This is a genomic window from Rhizobium sp. NFR12 (assembly GCF_900108545.1).
GTDB lineage: Bacteria > Pseudomonadota > Alphaproteobacteria > Rhizobiales > Rhizobiaceae > Neorhizobium > Neorhizobium soli.
The window spans coordinates 337,136-355,101 of the sequence record NZ_FNWM01000003.1; the positions used below are offsets into that span (position 1 = coordinate 337,136).

General features: G+C 59.8%; 19 protein-coding genes. 15 read left to right on the plus strand and 4 right to left on the minus strand.

The genetic code is table 11. From position 1 onward, the window contains the following. Window positions 1-90: 90 nt before the first annotated feature. The gene (locus tag BLW69_RS14970) at window positions 91-2,370 is read left to right on the plus strand and encodes an FdhF/YdeP family oxidoreductase (protein WP_092663037.1); all 2,280 of its coding nucleotides are present in this window, start codon (window positions 91-93) and stop codon (window positions 2,368-2,370) included. Window positions 2,371-2,448: 78 nt separating this feature from the next. On the opposite strand, the gene BLW69_RS14975 is transcribed toward BLW69_RS14970, so the two are convergent. Then, entirely contained in the window at window positions 2,449-3,369 is a 921-nt protein-coding gene (locus BLW69_RS14975) for a LysR family transcriptional regulator (protein ID WP_092663039.1), read from the minus strand. A 212-nt stretch (window positions 3,370-3,581) separates the two neighbouring features. On the opposite strand from BLW69_RS14975, the gene BLW69_RS14980 reads away from it, so the two are divergent. The 7 genes from BLW69_RS14980 to mmsB all read left to right on the plus strand — a co-directional run bounded on the left by BLW69_RS14980 (window position 3,582) and on the right by mmsB (window position 10,902). Continuing rightward, window positions 3,582-4,796, plus strand: coding sequence for an ABC transporter substrate-binding protein (locus tag BLW69_RS14980; RefSeq protein ID WP_092663041.1), 1,215 nt, complete (start codon window positions 3,582-3,584; stop codon window positions 4,794-4,796). A gap of 3 nt (window positions 4,797-4,799) precedes the next feature. Continuing rightward, window positions 4,800-5,582 (plus strand): ABC transporter ATP-binding protein, encoded by a 783-nt coding sequence (locus BLW69_RS14985; protein ID WP_062459736.1) that lies wholly within the window; start codon window positions 4,800-4,802, stop codon window positions 5,580-5,582. Continuing rightward, window positions 5,582-6,286 (plus strand): ABC transporter ATP-binding protein, encoded by a 705-nt coding sequence (locus BLW69_RS14990; protein WP_062459733.1) that lies wholly within the window; start codon window positions 5,582-5,584, stop codon window positions 6,284-6,286. The genes BLW69_RS14985 and BLW69_RS14990 overlap by 1 nt, the downstream gene beginning before the upstream one ends. Before the next feature lie 208 nt (window positions 6,287-6,494). Beyond that, window positions 6,495-7,382 (plus strand): branched-chain amino acid ABC transporter permease, encoded by an 888-nt coding sequence (locus BLW69_RS14995; protein WP_062578012.1) that lies wholly within the window; start codon window positions 6,495-6,497, stop codon window positions 7,380-7,382. Window positions 7,383-7,397: 15 nt separating this feature from the next. Next, window positions 7,398-8,396 carry a branched-chain amino acid ABC transporter permease gene (locus BLW69_RS15000; RefSeq protein ID WP_092663043.1) on the plus strand — a complete coding sequence of 333 codons (999 nt, stop codon included), beginning with the start codon at window positions 7,398-7,400 and terminating at the stop codon, window positions 8,394-8,396. Between the two features lie 13 nt (window positions 8,397-8,409). Further along, window positions 8,410-10,005, plus strand: a complete 1,596-nt coding sequence (locus tag BLW69_RS15005; protein WP_092663045.1) for a GMC family oxidoreductase — start codon at window positions 8,410-8,412, stop codon at window positions 10,003-10,005. A 9-nt stretch (window positions 10,006-10,014) separates the two neighbouring features. Next, on the plus strand, window positions 10,015-10,902 hold the full coding sequence (gene mmsB, locus BLW69_RS15010; protein ID WP_062459718.1) for a 3-hydroxyisobutyrate dehydrogenase: 888 nt from the start codon (window positions 10,015-10,017) through the stop codon (window positions 10,900-10,902). Between the two features lie 39 nt (window positions 10,903-10,941). On the opposite strand, the gene BLW69_RS15015 is transcribed toward mmsB, so the two are convergent. Further along, entirely contained in the window at window positions 10,942-11,703 is a 762-nt protein-coding gene (locus BLW69_RS15015; RefSeq protein WP_092663047.1) for an IclR family transcriptional regulator domain-containing protein, read from the minus strand. Between the two features lie 117 nt (window positions 11,704-11,820). Between BLW69_RS15015 and BLW69_RS15020 the strand changes: the two genes are divergently transcribed. The 4 genes from BLW69_RS15020 (at window position 11,821) to BLW69_RS15035 (ending at window position 15,022) form a co-directional block, all read left to right on the plus strand. Next, window positions 11,821-12,543, plus strand: coding sequence for a 3-oxoacid CoA-transferase subunit A (locus BLW69_RS15020; protein ID WP_062578015.1), 723 nt, complete (start codon window positions 11,821-11,823; stop codon window positions 12,541-12,543). Then, complete coding sequence (locus tag BLW69_RS15025) at window positions 12,540-13,244, plus strand: CoA transferase subunit B (RefSeq protein WP_092663049.1); 705 nt, start codon at window positions 12,540-12,542, stop codon at window positions 13,242-13,244. The genes BLW69_RS15020 and BLW69_RS15025 overlap by 4 nt, the downstream gene beginning before the upstream one ends. Window positions 13,245-13,254: 10 nt before the next feature. Further along, window positions 13,255-14,460 (plus strand): 3-oxoadipyl-CoA thiolase, encoded by a 1,206-nt coding sequence (pcaF, locus tag BLW69_RS15030; RefSeq protein ID WP_092663051.1) that lies wholly within the window; start codon window positions 13,255-13,257, stop codon window positions 14,458-14,460. A gap of 139 nt (window positions 14,461-14,599) precedes the next feature. Beyond that, the gene (locus BLW69_RS15035) at window positions 14,600-15,022 is read left to right on the plus strand and encodes a hypothetical protein (RefSeq protein WP_092663053.1); all 423 of its coding nucleotides are present in this window, start codon (window positions 14,600-14,602) and stop codon (window positions 15,020-15,022) included. Between the two features lie 95 nt (window positions 15,023-15,117). Here BLW69_RS15035 and BLW69_RS15040 read toward each other — a convergent pair whose 3' ends face one another. Together BLW69_RS15040 and BLW69_RS15045 are read right to left on the minus strand one after the other, a co-directional pair. Continuing rightward, window positions 15,118-15,342, minus strand: a complete 225-nt coding sequence (locus BLW69_RS15040) for a hypothetical protein (RefSeq protein WP_062459699.1) — start codon at window positions 15,340-15,342, stop codon at window positions 15,118-15,120. 121 nt (window positions 15,343-15,463) lie between these two features. Next, a complete protein-coding gene (locus BLW69_RS15045) occupies window positions 15,464-15,673 on the minus strand; it encodes a cold-shock protein (RefSeq protein ID WP_062459695.1) in 210 nt (69 codons plus the stop codon). Window positions 15,674-15,964: 291 nt separating this feature from the next. On the opposite strand from BLW69_RS15045, the gene BLW69_RS15055 reads away from it, so the two are divergent. From BLW69_RS15055 to BLW69_RS15065, 3 genes are all read left to right on the plus strand, one after another. Continuing rightward, window positions 15,965-16,828, plus strand: coding sequence for an SDR family oxidoreductase (locus BLW69_RS15055; RefSeq protein ID WP_162759507.1), 864 nt, complete (start codon window positions 15,965-15,967; stop codon window positions 16,826-16,828). 139 nt (window positions 16,829-16,967) lie between these two features. Continuing rightward, on the plus strand, window positions 16,968-17,408 hold the full coding sequence (locus BLW69_RS15060) for a hypothetical protein (protein ID WP_062459686.1): 441 nt from the start codon (window positions 16,968-16,970) through the stop codon (window positions 17,406-17,408). Window positions 17,409-17,514: 106 nt separating this feature from the next. After that, entirely contained in the window at window positions 17,515-17,925 is a 411-nt protein-coding gene (locus BLW69_RS15065; protein WP_082471777.1) for a response regulator, read from the plus strand. Window positions 17,926-17,966: the final 41 nt, after the last annotated feature.

Here is a 17,966-nt window from a genome sequence, read left to right on the forward strand (position 1 = left end):
TGCCCGGCGGGAGGAACGATCGCGCCTTATTCGAGTTATGTCGATGCCGCCCCTAGCATCCCTTTCAGCGAACATTTCGGAGGCCCACCCATGGCAGACAACATCAGCAATCCTGAAGGCAAAGGCCCTGCAGGTGGTTGGGGCTCGGTAAAGTCGATCTTCCGGATCTACGGCGAGAGTTCGCCTCCACCAGCGTTTCTCGAAACGTTGTCTCGCCAAAACAAGCCGGGCGGATTCATGTGCGTCTCGTGCGCCTGGCCAAAGCCCAAAAACTATCACCCTTTCGAGTTTTGCGAGAATGGTGCCAAGGCCACCATGTGGGACCTGACCAACTCCCGTTGCGGACCTGATTTCTTCAAGAAGCACACGGTGGAGGAGCTGAAGGGCTGGAAAGACCACGATCTGGAGATGACAGGTCGCCTGACCCATCCTCTCCGCTTCGATCACGCGACCGGACAATACGTGGAAGCCACCTGGAACGAGGCGTTCCAGAAGATCGGCGCAACGCTAAAGCGCCTGGAGAAGAAGAGCGTAGTCTTCTATTCGTCCGGCCATGCCGGACTGGAAGCATCCTACCTCTATGCCTTGCTGGCACGCGCCTATGGCAACAACAACCTGCCGCAGAGCTCGAACATGTGCCACGAGACGACGTCCGTCGGCCTCACCAAGGTCATCGGCTCGCCGGTCGGTACCATCGTCTGGGAAGATTTGGAAAAGACCGACGCCTTCTTCTTCTTCGGCCAGAACCCGGGCACCAACAGTCCACGTTTCCTGCATCCGCTGCAGGAAGCTAAAAAGCGCGGCGCGAAGATCGTCACATTCAACCCTGTCATCGAGCAGGGTCTCGTGTCATTCGTGAACCCGCAAAATCCGCTCGACATGGTCACGGGCAACGAGACCAAGATATCCGATCAGTATCTGCAGGTGCAGGCCGGTGGTGACGTCGCTGCCATGCTGGGTCTCTGTAAGACCGTCGTCGAGGCCGATGATGCAGCGGTTGCCGCTGGCCGGGCGCGTGTTCTCGATGTCGATTTCATCGCCGAGCATACGACGGGCTTCGACAAGTTCATCGAATGCGTGCGCGACACGCCTTGGTCGGACATTGTGCGCGAAAGCGGGCTCACGGAGGCTGATCTGCGCGAGGCAGGCGCGACTTATATTGCCGCCAAGCGTGTCATCGGCGTCTACGGAATGGGACTGACCCAGCATTCGCAGGGCGGCCTCAACATCGCGATGCTAGTCAACCTTCTCCTCCTGCGCGGCAATATCGGCCGCGAGGGAGCTGGTTGCTGTCCGGTGCGTGGGCACTCGAACGTTCAGGGCCAGCGGACCGTCGGCATCGCTGAAAAGACCAAGCTCATCCCGATGGACAAACTGAAGGAACTGTTCGATTTCGATCCTCCGACCGAGGACGGAACGCACATCGTCGATGCGGTCAAAGGCATGATGGCGGGAACCATTCGCGCCACGATCTCACTCGGCGGCAATCTGCTTCGCGCCGTGCCGGATCAGGTCGATATGGAGCGGGTCTGGGCCGAGCAGGAGCTGACGGTCATGGTCTCGACCAAGCTCAACCGCAGCCATCTGTTTCCGGGCAAGGAGGCCTGGATCTTGCCATGTCTCAGCCGAACCGAGATCGACATGCAGGCGACCGGAAATCAGTCCGTCACGACGGAAGACAGCTTCTCCCACATTTCCGGTTCGATCGGAAAGCGCACGCCGGCATCCAAGCAACTCCAGAGCGAACTTGCGATCGTGACCGGCATCGCCAAGGCAACCCTCGACCATAACCCGAAGCTGAAATGGGACGAATGGACGCGGGACTACAGCCTCGTTCGCAATCTCATCGAGGCAACCTACCCCGACGACTTCAAGCATTACAACCAGCGCATGTTCGAGCCCGGCGGCTTTTATCGCGGCAATGATGCACACGAACGCAAGTGGAATACCGAGGAAAAGAGAGCGGTCTTTACAACGCCGCATCAGCTCAACGCGTTGTCGTTCGAGGATGCGCCTGGTCGGTTCCGGCTGATCACGATGCGGTCCAACGACCAGTTTAACACAACGATCTATGGCTATTCGGATCGATTCCGCGGCATTGAGGGCACGCGAGACGTGCTTCTCATGTGCCCCGAAGACATCGCTGCAGCAGGGCTTCGGGAAGGTCAGGTCGTATCGCTCGTCAGTGACTTCGAAGACGGCAAACATCGCGAACTCAGCGGGCTGACGGTCCGAGCCCACAAGCTTCCGCGCGGCACGATCGGCGGGTACTATCCCGAATGCAATGTGCTGAACGCAATCGACCATCACGACGAGATGTCCAAGACGCCGGCGTCCAAGGCAATCCCGGTAAAAATCTTCAGCCACTGATTCCGAACGCGAGTACTGTCTCGGTACAGTGCCCGCCACGCCAGGTAAACCCGGTTTGGCGGGCACATTTCGTTCTGCTCAGGCGCTTTCTATTTCGCCAAGAAAAGCATCTCGATTGTTCTGCACGACTGCCAAAAGGTAATCGGCGACGGCACGTACACGGGGAATGCGGCTTATGTCGCGGTGGCGGACCAGGTAGTAGTGCCGGGTCAACTGCACCTCGCGGGACAGCACCAGCTCGAGATCCGGCTGACGGCGCGCAATGAAATGCGGCAGGATGCAGAGACCCTGGCCCTGAAGCGTCGCCGTCAGTTGCGCCGAGATGCTTGAGCTCTGAAACCGCGGCCGGATTCCCGGATGGACGTCGCCAAGATAGTCCAGTCCCGGCGCAAAGATCATATCCTGGATGTAGCCGATGAACGGGTGAAGCAGCAGGTCGTCGCGGCTTTTAACCTCCGGTCGCTCGGACAGGTAGGATTTTGCGCCGTAGATGTTCAGCCGATAGTCGGTGATCTTCTCGATTTCGTAGGGTCCGCCCTTCGGCGGATCGAGCGAGATGGCAATGTCGGCCTCCTTGCGCGACAAGGACATGATTTGCTGGATCGTCACCAGCTCGAGCGAGAGATTGGGATGCTGGACGGTGAAATCACTGATCTGATGCGCGAGGAAGAAGTTCGCAATTCCTTCCGGAGCACTGAGACGGACGACGCCCTGGTGAGCAGCGCTCCCCGAGAAGATATCCATCTGCAACCGGTCCGCTTCCGCCTCCATGCGTTCCGCCGCTTCGATAAAGCGCTGACCAATGCCCGTCAGAACGTATCCGCGCGGATTGCGCTCGAAAAGCTTGATCCGGAGACTGAATTCCAGCCGGTCGATGCGGCGCGATACGGTGGCATGGCTGGTGCGCAATTGCCGGGCCGCGACGGAAAGCTGCCCGGTTCGGGCGACGGCCAGGAAATATTGAAGGTCGTCCCAGGTGAAGTTCGGGCTGGCTGTCATGTCGGCGGTTAGCGCTCCAATGTCCCTATCTGTTCAAACGCTGTCACGTGTCTGTTCAAAATTGAACAGAGGCTGTTTGCAATTAATAGCGCGCTCCTCCTTGCGTCAACGTTCGTTTTACTCGACCATACCCACAGGAGGGGCTGCTTTGAGGAGGGTGGCCCGCCAAATTTGAACAGATTCGCGCGCTGTTATCTCTGGGAGGAGACCTTATGCGAAAGACGTTTGTGGCGTCCGTTGTTACACCGCTGGCCGTATTGCTTGCCAGCAGCACTGCATTTTCCCAAGCGGCATCCGACGGCAAGGTCAGGATCGGTATCCTGAACGACCAGTCCGGGGTGTATTCCGATTTCGGCGGCAAGTCGTCCGTTGAGGCTGCAAAGATGGCGGTCGAGGATTTTGGCGGCAAGGTTCTGGATGTTCCGATCGAGGTCATCGACGCCGATCACCAGAACAAGCCCGACATCGCCTCCAACATCGCCCGCCAGTGGTACGATACCCAGCAGGTCGATACGATCATGGACCTGACAACGTCGTCGGTCGGTCTCGCGGTCCAGGCGCTGTCCAAGGACAAGAAGAAGATCACCATCAACACCGGTGCGGCGACCACTGATCTCACGGGCAAGTCCTGCACGCCCTACGGCTTCCACTGGGCATATGATACCCATGCGCTTGCGGTCGGCACAGGCGGTGCGATGGTCAAACAGGGCGGTGACAGCTGGTTTTTCCTGACCGCGGACTATGCTTTCGGCTATTCCCTCGAGCAGCAGACCAGCGACTACGTGAAGGCCAATGGCGGCACGGTCGTCGGTTCGGTGCGGCATCCCCTGTCGAGCCAGGATTTCTCATCCTTCCTGCTGCAGGCGCAGTCATCAGGCGCGAAGGTGATCGGGCTTGCCAACGCCGGTCTCGACACGGCCAACTCGATCAAGCAGGCGGCCGAGTTCGGTATTGTCCAAGGCGGTCAGAAATTGGCCGCGCTCCTGTTCACGCTGGCCGAAGTGCACGGGCTCGGACTTGAGGCAGCACAAGGCCTGACGCTGACGGAAGGTTATTACTGGAACCTCGACGATAAGAGCCGCGAGTTTGCCAAGAAGTTTTTTGCCCGGACCAACAAGATGCCGAACATGGTTCATGCGGGCACCTATTCTGCCGTGACGCAGTATCTCAAAGCCGTGCAGAAGGCCGGTACGGACGAAAGCGACGCGGTTTCCAAAGCGCTGCATGAAATGCCGGTCGACGACTTCTTCGCTCGCGGCGGTACGGTTGGCGCAAACGGCCGAATGATCCACGACATGTACCTTTTGCAGGTGAAGAAGCCTGATGAAAGCAAGGAACCGTGGGACTATTACAACGTGCTTGCCACCATTCCCGGCAAGGAGGCCTATCTCGACCCGGCCAAGGCCGGTTGCGAGCTGGTGAAGTGAGCGATGGCAGTCGCATCGATCTCGACTAACGAGCAGCCACGGGTGGTCTTGTCCGCCCGTGGCCTGTCGAAGAGCTTTGGAGCATTCGCAGCCGTCAAGAATGTCGATCTCGATGTTCACGACGCCAGTGTCCATGCGCTGATCGGTCCGAATGGCGCCGGCAAGACGACGGTGTTCAATCTGCTCACCAAGTTTTTGCAGCCGACCGCCGGTTCGATCACGCTGCTCGGCGCCGACATCACGAAACTGCCGCCGGACAAGGTGGCGCGCATGGGGCTGGTCCGCTCCTTCCAGATCTCAGCCGTGTTTCCGCATCTGACAGTGCGTGACAATGTCCGCGTCGCATTGCAGCGTCCGAGCGGGTTGTCGACACAGTTCTGGCTGCCGCTCTCCTCGCTCGACCGGCTGGATGCCCGCGCCGACGAGCTGATCGAGACTGTGGGGCTGAAACGCGAGCGCAACGCGCTGGCGGCCGACCTTTCCTACGGTCGCAAGCGGGTACTGGAGATTGCCACGACTTTGGCACTCGATCCCAAAGTGCTGCTGCTCGACGAGCCGATGGCCGGCATGGGCCAGGAGGATATCGGTACCGTGTCCGCCATCATCCGCGAAGTGGCGAAAACCCGCGCGGTGCTGATGGTGGAGCACAATCTTTCCGTCGTTGCAGATATCTGCCACCACGTCACGGTGCTACAGCGCGGCGAAATTCTGGCCGAGGGCGATTACGCGACGGTCAGCCAGGATCCGCGCGTCCGCACGGCTTACATGGGCACGGAGGAGGCATGATGGCGCAACCCCTGCTTCAGGTTTCCAATCTCAATGCCTGGTATGGCGAAAGCCACGTCCTGCACGGCGTCGACATGACGGTGCATGAGGGCGAAACCATCACCATTCTCGGTCGCAACGGCGTCGGCAAGACCACGACGCTGCGCACGATCATGGGCATCATCCGCGAACGCCGCGGCGAGATCCTCTTTTCCGGCCAGGACATGTCGCGGGTTCCATTGCACAGAACCGCCCATGCGGGTCTCGGCTTTGTGCCTGAGGAGCGTGGTATCTTCTCGACGCTGACCGTCGAGGAAAACCTCATGCTGCCGCCGGTCGTTGCGCAAGGGGGAATGCCACTCAGCGAGATCTACGAGCTATTCCCGAACCTTCACGAACGCCGCTCCAGCCCGGGCACGAAGCTCTCCGGTGGCGAACAGCAGATGCTGGCGATCGCCCGCATCCTGCGCACCGGGGTAAAACTGCTCATCCTCGACGAGCCGACGGAAGGGCTTGCGCCTGTCATCGTGCAGCGCATCGGCGAGGTCCTGAAAACGCTGAAGGACCGCGGCATGACCGTGCTGATGGTCGAGCAGAATTTCCGCTTCGCAAGCCGCGTCGCTGACCGGTTCTACCTGATGGACCACGGAAAAATGGTGGCCAATTTCCCCGTCGGCGAGCTGCCGGAGAGGATGGACATGCTGCACAAGGTTCTGGGGGTTTGAGGATGGCATTGCACCCTGGCAGCGCGCTGACCGAAACCCCCTCTGGCCTGCCGGCCATCTCCCCCACAAGGGGGGAGAAGACCTGCCTCACACGCCGGCCCCGATTGAGCCACAGCGGGTCGGCCAGGTTAAGCCCTCCCCCTTGTGGGGAGGGTGGGGAGGGGACTTTCTACCCCTTTGATATGTCTCAGTTCGGGAGCGCCGCACCATGACCATGATTTTCGGCATTCCGCTCCAGGCTTTCCTCGGACAGCTCCTGATCGGCCTGATCAACGGCTCTTTCTACGCACTCTTAAGCCTCGGTCTTGCGGTCATCTTCGGGTTGCTGCGGGTCATCAACTTTGCCCACGGCGCGCAGTATATGCTCGGCGCGTTCGTCGCCATGCTGCTGCTGCAGTATTTCGGCATCAACTACTGGTTCGCGCTTGTTTTCGCGCCGCTCATCGTCGGCCTGTTCGGCGCCGTCACCGAACGCTTTCTGCTATCGCGGCTTTACAAGCTGGACCATCTCTACGGTCTGCTCTTCACCTTCGGGCTAGCGCTTACCATCGAGGGCACGTTCCGGTATCTCTACGGATCGTCAGGCCAGCCCTATTCGGTCCCGCCGCAGCTTGCCGGCGGCACCAATCTCGGCTTCATGTTCCTGCCCATCTATCGCGGCTGGGTCGTGGTCGTGTCGCTGATCGCCTGTATCGGCACCTGGCTTTTGATCGAAAAAACCAAGCTCGGGGCCTATCTGCGGGCAGCGACGGAAAATCCGACCCTCGTGCAGGCCTTCGGCGTCAACGTGCCGGTGCTCCTGACCCTGACCTACGGGCTCGGCGCCGGACTTGCAGCCTTCGCGGGTGTGTTGGCCGCGCCGATCTACCAGGTCTCGCCGCTGATGGGATCCAACATCATCATCGTCGTCTTTGCGGTCGTCGTGGTGGGCGGCATGGGATCGATCATGGGTGCGATCCTGACCGGCTACATGCTCGGAATCGCCGAGGGCCTGACGAAAGTGTTTTATCCGGAAGCATCGAGCATCGTGATCTTCGTGATCATGGCGATCGTGCTGCTTCTGCGGCCAGCCGGTCTTTTCGGCCGGGATGTTTAGGGAAGGATGCCAGAGATGAGCGACATCATCCACACCGCCGCCCCGCCGCGCATAGAGAGGTCGGGCACAGCCACGAAAACCTACGCGATCTTCATCGGGTTGGGACTGGTGCTGCTCCTTGTTGCACCGCTGTTCTTCTACCCGATCTTTCTGATGAAGCTTTTGTGCTTTGCGCTATTTGCCTGCGCTTTCAACCTGCTGTTGGGTTACACGGGCCTGTTGTCCTTTGGCCATGCGACGTTCTTCGGCGGAGCCGCCTATTTTACTGCCCATGTCGTGAAGGTCTGGGGTCTGTCGCCGGAACTCGGCATTCTCGTCGGTGCATTCGGAGCGGCCGTGCTTGGCCTGATCATGGGCTTCTTTGCGATACGGCGGCAGGGCATCTACTTTGCGATGATCACGCTTGCGCTTTCGCAGATGTTCTTCTTCTTCTGCCTGCAGGCGGAATTCACGCATGGCGAAGACGGCATCCAGTCCGTGCCGCGCGGCCACCTGTTCGGCTTCATCGATCTCAGCGAAACGACGAACATGTACTATTTCGTGCTCGCCGTCTTCATGATTGGCATGGCGATCATCTGGCGCTTCATCAACTCGCCCTTCGGGATGATCCTAAAATCGATCCGCGAGAATGAGCAGCGCGCCATCTCGCTCGGCTACTCCGTATCCCGCTACAAGCTTGGCGCCTTCGTGATGTCGGCAGCCCTTGCCGGGCTCGCAGGCGGCACCAAGGCGCTCGTTTTCCAGTTCGCGACGCTGACCGATGTCGGCTGGCAGATGTCCGGCGAAGTGATCCTGATGACGCTGCTCGGTGGCATCGGCACGCTGATCGGTCCGATCTTCGGCGCCGGGCTCGTAGTGGCCCTGCAGAACTATCTCGCGACCTCGGAATTCCCCGTGACGATCATCACCGGCGTGGTCTTCATGGTCTGCGTCCTCCTCTTCCGGCGCGGCCTGATCGGGGAATTCTACGCTTCCCGGCTCGGCCGCAAACTCGGCTTCGAGCACCGCCGCTGATTGGCTGAAGATCATGGAAACCTACGACTACATCATCATCGGTGCCGGAAGCGCCGGCTGCGTTCTTGCGAACCGCCTTTCGGCCGATAGCCGCAACAGCGTGCTGCTTCTCGAAGCCGGCGGGACCGACAACTATCATTGGGTGCATATCCCGGTCGGCTATCTCTACTGCATCAACAACCCGCGCACCGACTGGTGTTTTGCCACCGAAAAGGAGGAAGGCCTTAACGGCCGCTCCCTGTTTTATCCGCGCGGAAAGCTGCTCGGTGGCTGCTCCTCGATCAACGGCATGATCTATATGCGCGGCCAAGCGCGCGATTACGACCTATGGCGGCAGATGGGATGTGCCGGCTGGGGCTGGGACGACGTGCTGCCGCTGTTTCGCAAGAGCCAGGACTTCTACAAGGGCGGCGACCATTTGCATGGCGAAGGCGGCGAATGGCGGGTCGAAAAGCAGCGTCTGCACTGGGCGGTGCTCGACAGTTTCCGCAAGGCGGCGGAACAGGCGGGCATCCCGATGATCGAGGATTTCAACCGCGGCGACAACGAAGGCTCGAGCTATTTCGACGTCAACCAGCGTTCGGGCATTCGCTGGAACACCTCCAAGGCCTTTCTGCGGCCCGCGATGAAGCGGCCGAACCTACGCGTCCTCACCAAGGCGCATGTCCGCCGCCTGATCATCGAAACCGGTGAGGTGAAAGGCGTCGAGTTTCAGCAGAATGGCGTGTCGCAGGTGGCTCATGCCCGTCGCGAGACGGTGCTTTCGGCCGGCGCGATCGGGACGCCGCATGTGCTCGAACTCTCAGGCGTCGGACGCGGCGAAGTTCTGGCGGACGCCGGGGTCGAGATGGTCAAGGAGGTGCGACAGGTCGGCGAAAACCTGCAGGATCACCTGCAGCTACGGCTGGTCTACAAGGTCACCGGCGTGCCGACGCTGAACGAGAAAGCCTCTCGCTGGCTCGGCAAGGCTGCGATCGGGCTGGAATATGCGCTGAAACGCTCAGGACCGATGTCCATGGCTCCAAGCCAGCTCGGGATTTTTACCCGGTCGGGTCCGGACAAGGAAACGGCTGATCTCGAATACCATGTCCAACCGGTCTCGCTGGACCGCTTCGGCGATCCGGTTCATACTTTTCCGGCAATCACCGCAAGCGTGTGCAACCTTCGTCCCGAGAGCCGCGGTTCCGTGCATCTGAAAGGCCCCGATTTTGCAGCAGCGCCGGCGATCCGGCCGAACTATCTTTCGACAGCTGGCGACCGCAGTGTCGCGGCAAGTTCGATCCGGCTGACCCGCAACATCGTCGCGCAGCCTGCTTTCGCCCGCTACCAGCCGGAAGAATACAAGCCGGGGCCGGCCTACGACACGGATGCAGATCTGGAGCGCGCTGCCGGCGAAATAGGAACGACGATTTTCCATCCCGTGGGCACGGCCCGGATGGGGTCGGATCCCGATAGCGTCGTCGATCCGCGACTGAAAATGAGAGCACTCGGCCGGCTGAGAATTGCCGACGCATCAATCATGCCCGCCATCACATCGGGCAACACGAATTCTCCGACGATCATGATTGCCGAAAAGGCGGCGGCGATGATCTTGGCGGACAATCGGTAAGGGGGGACTATGAGCAAGGTTGCATTCGTTGGACTTGGGAACATGGGCGGGCCGATGGCGGCCAATCTCGTCAAGGCGGGACATGACGTCTGGGGCTTCGATCTTTCGGAGGCGAGCAGGAATGCCGCAAGCGCGCATGGCGTCAACGCGGCAAGCACCCTCCCCCAGGCTGTGCTGAATGCAGACTGCATCATCACCATGCTGCCCAAGGGCCAGCATGTCCTCGCCGTCTGGTCGGATCTGGCATCCGTGATCCCCGAGGGAACGCTGCTCATCGATTGTTCGACCGTGGACGTGGAGAGCGCCCGCAAGGCGCATGCTCTGGGCAGCGCGATGGGTTGCCTCTCTCTCGATGCTCCGGTGTCCGGCGGAACGACCGGCGCGGAAGCGGGCACGCTGACATTCATGGTGGGCGGCTCGGAGAGTGCGTTTGCGTCGGGTAAGGCTATCCTCGAAGCCATGGGCCGCAAGATTGTCCACTGCGGCGGCGATGGTGCGGGTCAGGCTGCAAAGATCTGCAACAACATGATCCTCGGCATCTCGATGATCGGCGTCTGCGAAGCGTTCGGCCTGGCTGAAAAGCTCGGCCTCTCGCATCAGGCGCTGTTCGATGTCGCCTCGACCTCATCGGGCCAGTGCTGGTCGCTGACGACCTATTGCCCCGTGCCCGGTCCCGTGCCGACATCGCCTGCCAACAACGACTACCGCCCCGGCTTTGCCACGGCGTTGATGCTGAAGGACTTGCTGCTGTCACAAGAGGCAGCACAACAATCCGGCGCCGCGACACCGCTCGGAGCCCACGCGGCCGACCTCTACGCCCAGTTCGAGGCAGCCGGACACGGCGGCGAGGACTTTTCCGCCATCATCCGGATGCTGCAGGAGATACCGCGGGAATAAGATGGTTTCGGAGTTGGAACGCCGGCATATGCCGCAAATTCAACCGGATATGCCGGTCAGCTCCTTCTGAACTTTAAGCAGTGACGGAATGTAACGGTCAGCGACAGCCTGCATCGGCTCCTCTGACGCGGCTAGCCCGATGTTCAGCGCGGCGACGACTTGGCCGCGGGGGCCGAATAGCGGGACGGCCAGAGAGCGAAGGCCGATTTCGACCTCCTGATCGATGCAGGCATAGCCGCGATCACGGATGCGGAGCAGTTCGCCCTTGAGCGTTTCGATGTCGGTCACGGTCTTTGCCGTCCTCGCCACGAGCGGCTTTAATGAAAGAAGATCTTCTGCCTGCTCGACAGGAAGTGCTGCCAGCATCACCCGCCCCATAGAGGTGCAGTAGGCTGGAAGGCGTGAGCCCGGCATCAGCGAAATCGACATGACCCTGCGCTGCGCGGCCCGCGCGACGTAGACGATGTCGCTTGCATCGAGAATGGAGACGGATGTGCTTTGGCCTGTTTGTTCCGACAGGTGATCGAGCCAGGGCTGTACGATCTTCGGCAGTGGCATGGCCGCCAGACATCCCGTTCCCAGTCGCAGGACGCGTGGCGTGACGGTGAAGAATTTTCCGTCATAGGCACAATAGCCCAGTTCGGCTAGCGTCAGTAAGCATCGTCTTACCGTCGCGCGATCGTAACCGGTGAGCTGTGAGGCTTCGGCGATGCTGAGACGCGGTCGCTCGGCAGAGAAGGCTTCTATGACCTTGAGGCCCTTTGCCAGCCCGCCCATCATGTCTCTCGTCTTGACGTCCAACAGAGCCTCGTTTTGTGCGATAATCGTACAAAGAGACGATATCGCACAAATGGTTTGCCGTCCATCCTTATGGGATTTAGTTGTTTCTGCAGCGGGAGCGGTTTGCGGAGGATACTGATGGATAAAACAATTCGGACTTTGACTGATGCCGTGTCCAAGGTTACCGACGGTGCCACGGTGATGATCGGTGGTTTTGGAGGCTCCGGTGCGCCGATCGAACTCATCCACGCGCTGATCGACAATGGTCCTAAAAACCTGACCGTGATCAATAACAACGCCGGGAACGGACGCATCGGCATTGCGGCAATGATCGATGCGGGCATGATCGCAAAGATGATCTGCTCTTTCCCTCGCTCGTCCGATCCGCGGGCTTTTACCGATACCTATCTGGCCGGAAAAATCGAGTTGGAACTCGTCCCCCAAGGCACGCTCGCCGAGCGGATCCGCGCAGGTGGCGCTGGCATACCGGCCTTCTACACGCCGACGGGTTATGGAACGGAACTGGCCGAGGGCAAACCGGTCGCCGAATTCGATGGACGACATTATGTGCAGGAGCGCTGGCTCAAGGCCGACTTTGCCATCGTCAAGGCGCATCTCGGCGACACCCATGGCAACCTCACCTATCGCAAGGCCGGCCGGAACTTCAATCCTCTGATGTGCATGGCGGCGACCACCACCATCGCCCAGGTCTCGCAGATCGTTGAACCCGGCGACATCGACCCCGAACACGTGATCACGCCCGGCATCTTTGTCGATGCGGTGGTCGAGGTTTCAAACCCTCAGCAAGAAGAAGAACTCATCCGGGCCGGAGTGGCCTATGCCGGAGGAATGAGCGCATGAGCGGCGAAACTCAGACACTGGACACCCGCGAAGACATCAAACTGTCGAACACGCAGATCGCCTGGCGTGCCGCGCAGGATATCGAAGATGGCGCCTATATCAATCTCGGGATCGGTTTTCCGGAAATGGTCGCCCGCTATCAGCCGCCCGGCAGACAGGCGATCTTCCATACGGAAAACGGCATCCTCGATTTCGGCGAGCCTCCGGCAGCTGGTGAGGAAGACTGGGATCTGATCAACGCGGGCAAAAAGGCCGTCACGGTCAAGCCCGGCGCGGCTTTCTTTCATCATGCGGACAGCTTCGCCATGGTGCGGGGCGGCCATCTCAACGTTGCAATCCTCGGCGCCTATCAGGTGGCGGAAAATGGCGACCTCGCCAACTGGCGCGTCGGCTCCAAAGGCGTGCCGGCGGTCGGCGGCGCCATGGATCTGGTGCATGGTGCCAAGCAGGTTTTCGTCATCACCGAGCATGTGACGAAGGACGGCAAGCCGAAACTTGTCTCCAAATGCACATTTCCCCTGACTGGCGTCGGCTGCATCACGAGGGTCTATACGAGCCATGCGGTGATCGATATCGCTGACGGCCGTTTTGTCCTGCGTGAAAAGCTCGCCGCAATGACCATCGAGGAATTGCAGGCGATGACCGGCGCGCAGCTCCATGTGGACGGCGCTGTTGCCGATCTTGTCGTACCGGCGCGTTGAGGAGAGATTGATGACCGAAGCATTTATCTGCGATTATATCCGCACCCCGATCGGTCGCTTCGGCGGCGCGCTGTCATCGGTCCGGGCGGACGATCTTGGCGCTGTACCTCTTAAGGCACTGATGGAGCGAAACGCTGCCGTCGACTGGGAAGCGGTCGGCGACGTGGTCTTTGGCTGCGCCAACCAGGCGGGCGAAGATAACCGGAATGTCGCGCGCATGTCGCTGCTGCTTGCCGGCCTGCCAGTGTCCGTATCCGGCACGACGATCAACCGTCTCTGCGGATCGGGCATGGATGCCGTGATCACCGCTGCCCGCGCCATCAAGGCCGGCGAAGCCGACATCATGATTGCCGGTGGCGTGGAAAGCATGAGCCGCGCTCCGTTCGTGATGCCGAAGGCCGAGACCGCGTTTTCACGCAACGCGGAGATATACGACACCACCATTGGGTGGCGTTTCGTCAATCCGCTCATGAAGAAGCAGTACGGCGTCGATTCCATGCCGGAAACCGGCGACAATGTCGCGATCGATTACCATGTCTCTCGCGAGGATCAGGACGCGTTTGCAGTGCGCAGCCAGAACAAGGCGTCTGCCGCCCAGCAGAACGGCAGGCTAGCAAGAGAAATCAAAGCCGTCAGCGTTCCGCAAAAGAAGGGCGATAGCATCATCGTCGACAAGGACGAGCATCCCCGCGCAACCAGCTTGGAGGCATTGGCTAAACTCCGGCCGGTGAACAAAATGGAAGGCGGCACGGTCACTGCCGGCAACGCATCCGGCGTCAATGACGGGGCAGCGGCACTGATCATCGCCTCGCAGGAAGCGGCCCTAAAATATGGCCTGACGCCGATTGCACGCATCCTCGGCGGCGCTGCGGCTGGCGTTCCGCCACGGGTGATGGGCATCGGGCCTGCGCCAGCGACGCAGAAACTCTGCGCACGCCTCGGCTTGTCGCCGCAGGATTTCGGGATTGTCGAGCTAAACGAAGCCTTCGCCTCTCAGGGCATCGCCGTTTTGCGCGAGCTCGGAATCCCCGATGATGCGGAGCATGTCAACGCGAATGGCGGTGCGATCGCGCTGGGTCACCCGCTCGGCATGTCCGGAGCACGCATTGCCGGAACCGCTGCACTGAATCTATCGCTCGGGAGTACGCGATACGCGCTTGCCACGATGTGCATCGGCGTTGGCCAGGGGATAGCTCTGGCTTTGGAACGAGTTTAGGGGGATTGCAGCCGGAGCTCGAAGACAATTCGACGCCTCCGGCAACCATTGGCGGCGGTGACTGTTGATAAGCGAGGCGCACGGCAAGAACACAAGCCGGATAGCGTCTCTCCCTCGAAAACTCGTAAGGATCGGCAGCATGAACGAACCGCAGGAGTTTGCGCACAGCACCAATGGAGATCGGTGGTTTATCGATCCTGCTTCCGAGAACCATCGCGCAACGGTCACGCACCGTGGCAACTTGCCGTCCGGTGGCCACGAAACGCGGATTCCAGTGGACGTGTTCCTGGGTCAACACCCACGTGGCCCCGAGCACGACGCGCTTGAGCGGATGCTATCTGCACTTCCCGTTAGAAACTCCACGATTGAGACTGGGACTGCGTCCGGCCTGTCGATGCTGGCCCATCAGTATCTGCGTCTCGGTGGCCGTCGCAGCGCTACGCGTGCATGGGGAACCGATACCAAAGAAGCTGAAGATTTCTGGAACGAGAATATCGCTGTGCTCGACACCGTGGGAAGGCGTGAAGTCGAGACGTATCTGCCCACGATCGGAGGTCCGTGATCTCTGGTCGACTATAGCGGTAGTCGGAGCCACGGGCATGAAACAAGATCGGCCGCGCAGGCTGCGGGCCGAGTTCATTCGAAGTCGGGCTAGTGTCAGGCCTTCTTGGCGCGCTTGGCAATCAGGGCAGCAGTCGCCGAGGCGCGGTCTTCAATTTCTTTTGCAAGGCGCGCAGCCTTGAGCCGAGCCGTCTTTGAGTCACGTTCGGCGACGTGTGCGTTTAATTCTGCGACCGCTTCGACGCGGGAGAAAAACTGGGTCTGGGTCTGAGCAAATGCGGCTTCCGCACGCTCGCGCGACTTCGACATTGTTTCCGTCATTTCTTATCCAATCCTGGCGGTAGACGCCAAATAAGAAGGCCGAGCACGTATGCTCGGCCCTCACCAACTGCTACTTCGACAGTGCCAGTACATCCGTGGTCAAAGCGAAGCAAAAATCGAATTAAGCAGCCTGAAGGTTGCAGGCCGACATCTTGCCCGACTTTGCGTCGCGCTCAAGTTCGTAGCCCAGCTTCTGGCCTTCAACGATTTCGCGCATTCCGGCGCGCTCGACTGCGGAGATGTGAACGAACGCATCAGCGCCGCCATCGTCAGGCTGAATGAAGCCGAAGCCCTTAGTGGAATTAAACCATTTTACTGTGCCGGTGGTCATAGTGAACCCTTTCAAAGCATAGAGAAGATATCTGCAAAACGAGATCTTGCAGAAGGTGATAGCGATTTGTTTTGAAGAGGAAGTTCGCTCAGGCGCTTCGTTCGAAGCGCAATAACCAAAGATCAGCAAGCAAAATATCGATAAACCACAAATAGCGGCTACGCTCCCGAAAGTCAACTTTTAGTTTCCCCGGCCCGACTGGAGCGCTTTCGAAGAGGCTGCGTGAGCGACAACGGAACCGATTGTGGATCAGCTTGTTTCTGCTCAGAACGCTAGACTGGAGATCAAACCATGCAAGAAACACGTCGCCCGACACCTCCCCACCCCGCCCAGCATCAGGATCCGCCAGGCCAGACCGCATTGATGGATCCGGCGCCGGATCATGGCGAACACTCCTACAAGGGCAATGGTCGTCTTGAGGGCAAGGTCGCGCTGATCACCGGTGCTGACTCAGGCATCGGCAAAGCTGTGGCGATCGCATTCGCCCGCGAAGGCGCAGATATCCTGATTTCGTACCTCAGCGAACACGAAGACGCTGAAGACACGGCGAAGTGGGTGCGCGAAGCAGGCCGCAAGGCAGTGGTCGTTCCCGGCGACATCAAGTCGGAAGAGCATTGCAACGCGCTCGTGAAGCGCACGGCCGATGAGCTCGGAAAAATTGACATCCTCGTCAACAATGCCGCCTTCCAGCGCACCTATGCCACCATTACCGATATCACTGCGGAAGAGTGGGACGAGACGTTCCGGACCAACATCTACGCACCATTCTTCCTATCGAAGGCGGCTGTCCCTCTGATGAAGCCGGGTAGCTCGATCATCAACACGACGTCGATCCAGTCTCGTCAACCTTCGCCACAGCTTCTCGCCTACGCCTCGACCAAGGGTGCCATCTCCAACTTTACGGCTGGTCTTGCCGAAATGTTGGCAGAACATGGGATCCGGGTGAATGCCGTCGCGCCGGGCCCGATCTGGACGCCTCTCATTCCCTCGACCATGCCGGCTGAAAAGGCGGCGAAGTTCGGCGAGCAGACCCTGCTCGGTCGTGCGGGCCAGCCAGCCGAATTGGCAGGTGCCTATGTTCTCTTGGCGTCCGACCTTGGCAGCTACATGACTGGCGCCGTCATTCCGGTGACCGGCGGCGAGATCATGATCTGATCCGTTCATTGTCGTTCGGTTTCGGGAAGGCTCGCTCCTCTCCCGAAACCGCTCTCGAAGAGCGAGTTCGGTACCCAAAGAAACACGAGCCGGATCAGAGGATGTCTCGATCCCCAAACAAACAAGCAAGGAAAACCCAATGGCCGATCATTCCCAGTCGCCTGCTGCCGCGTCTCTTCTCCGCGAACAGGCAGCACAACGCGCCCGCACTCCAGACGAAGTCCTGCAACAGGGCCTCGAGGAGACCTTCCCGGGTTCCGATCCTGTTTCATCGTCGTCCACTGCCACAGGCTTTGGCGGCCCGAGCACGAGTTCAGACGAACCGCTTGTCGATGAAGCTCTGGCATCGGTCCACGACCGCGACAACTCGGCAACTGCCAAAGCACGAGATACGCTGACAGCCCTGCGTGCCGAGCTCGAAAGTTTGAAGGACAGAGCCGTAGAGCCGGCAACATACCGCGAGTACGCGAACGAACCCCGCCTTATTGTGGACGACATCAAGCGCGGTATCCAAAGATCGCCAATCGGAGCCGTTGGGCTTGCGGCGGCTATCGGATTTCTGTGGGGCATCACGCGATAACCACGCTCAACCATAAGTATTTGTGACGAAGACTGGAACACCCTGCATTTCCGCCCGTTCGCTCACTAAGAGATTACGCAAAAGTCTTCATGAACGGAGAATGGAAATGGCTTTCAATGTTCTGATTGTCGAAGATCAGCCGATTATTGCAATGGGTCTGGAGGACGCTGTCGAAGCGTTGGGGCACCATTCAATCGGTGTGGCGAGAAACAGAGCGGAAGCCACGTTGCTTGCGGCCACAGCGGATATGGCTTTGGTCGATGTTAACCTCGATGACGGTCCAACCGGTCCGGGCATCGGGCGCGACCTCGCAATCGCCGACATCACCGTCTTGTTCATGACGAGCGATCCGGGCGCGTTGGGGGCGGGCGTGAAGGGAACGCTTGGCGTCATGGAGAAGCCGATCCTCGATCTCGAGGTCGTGAAAGCAATCCAGTACGTAGCGGACAGACGCGCCGGGATCGAGGGCACGTGCCCGCCGGACCGCCTCAGAACGTTTCCCGTCACAAAGCAGTAAGACTGGCGTCGTCCCGATATAGTGTCGGGACGACCATTAGC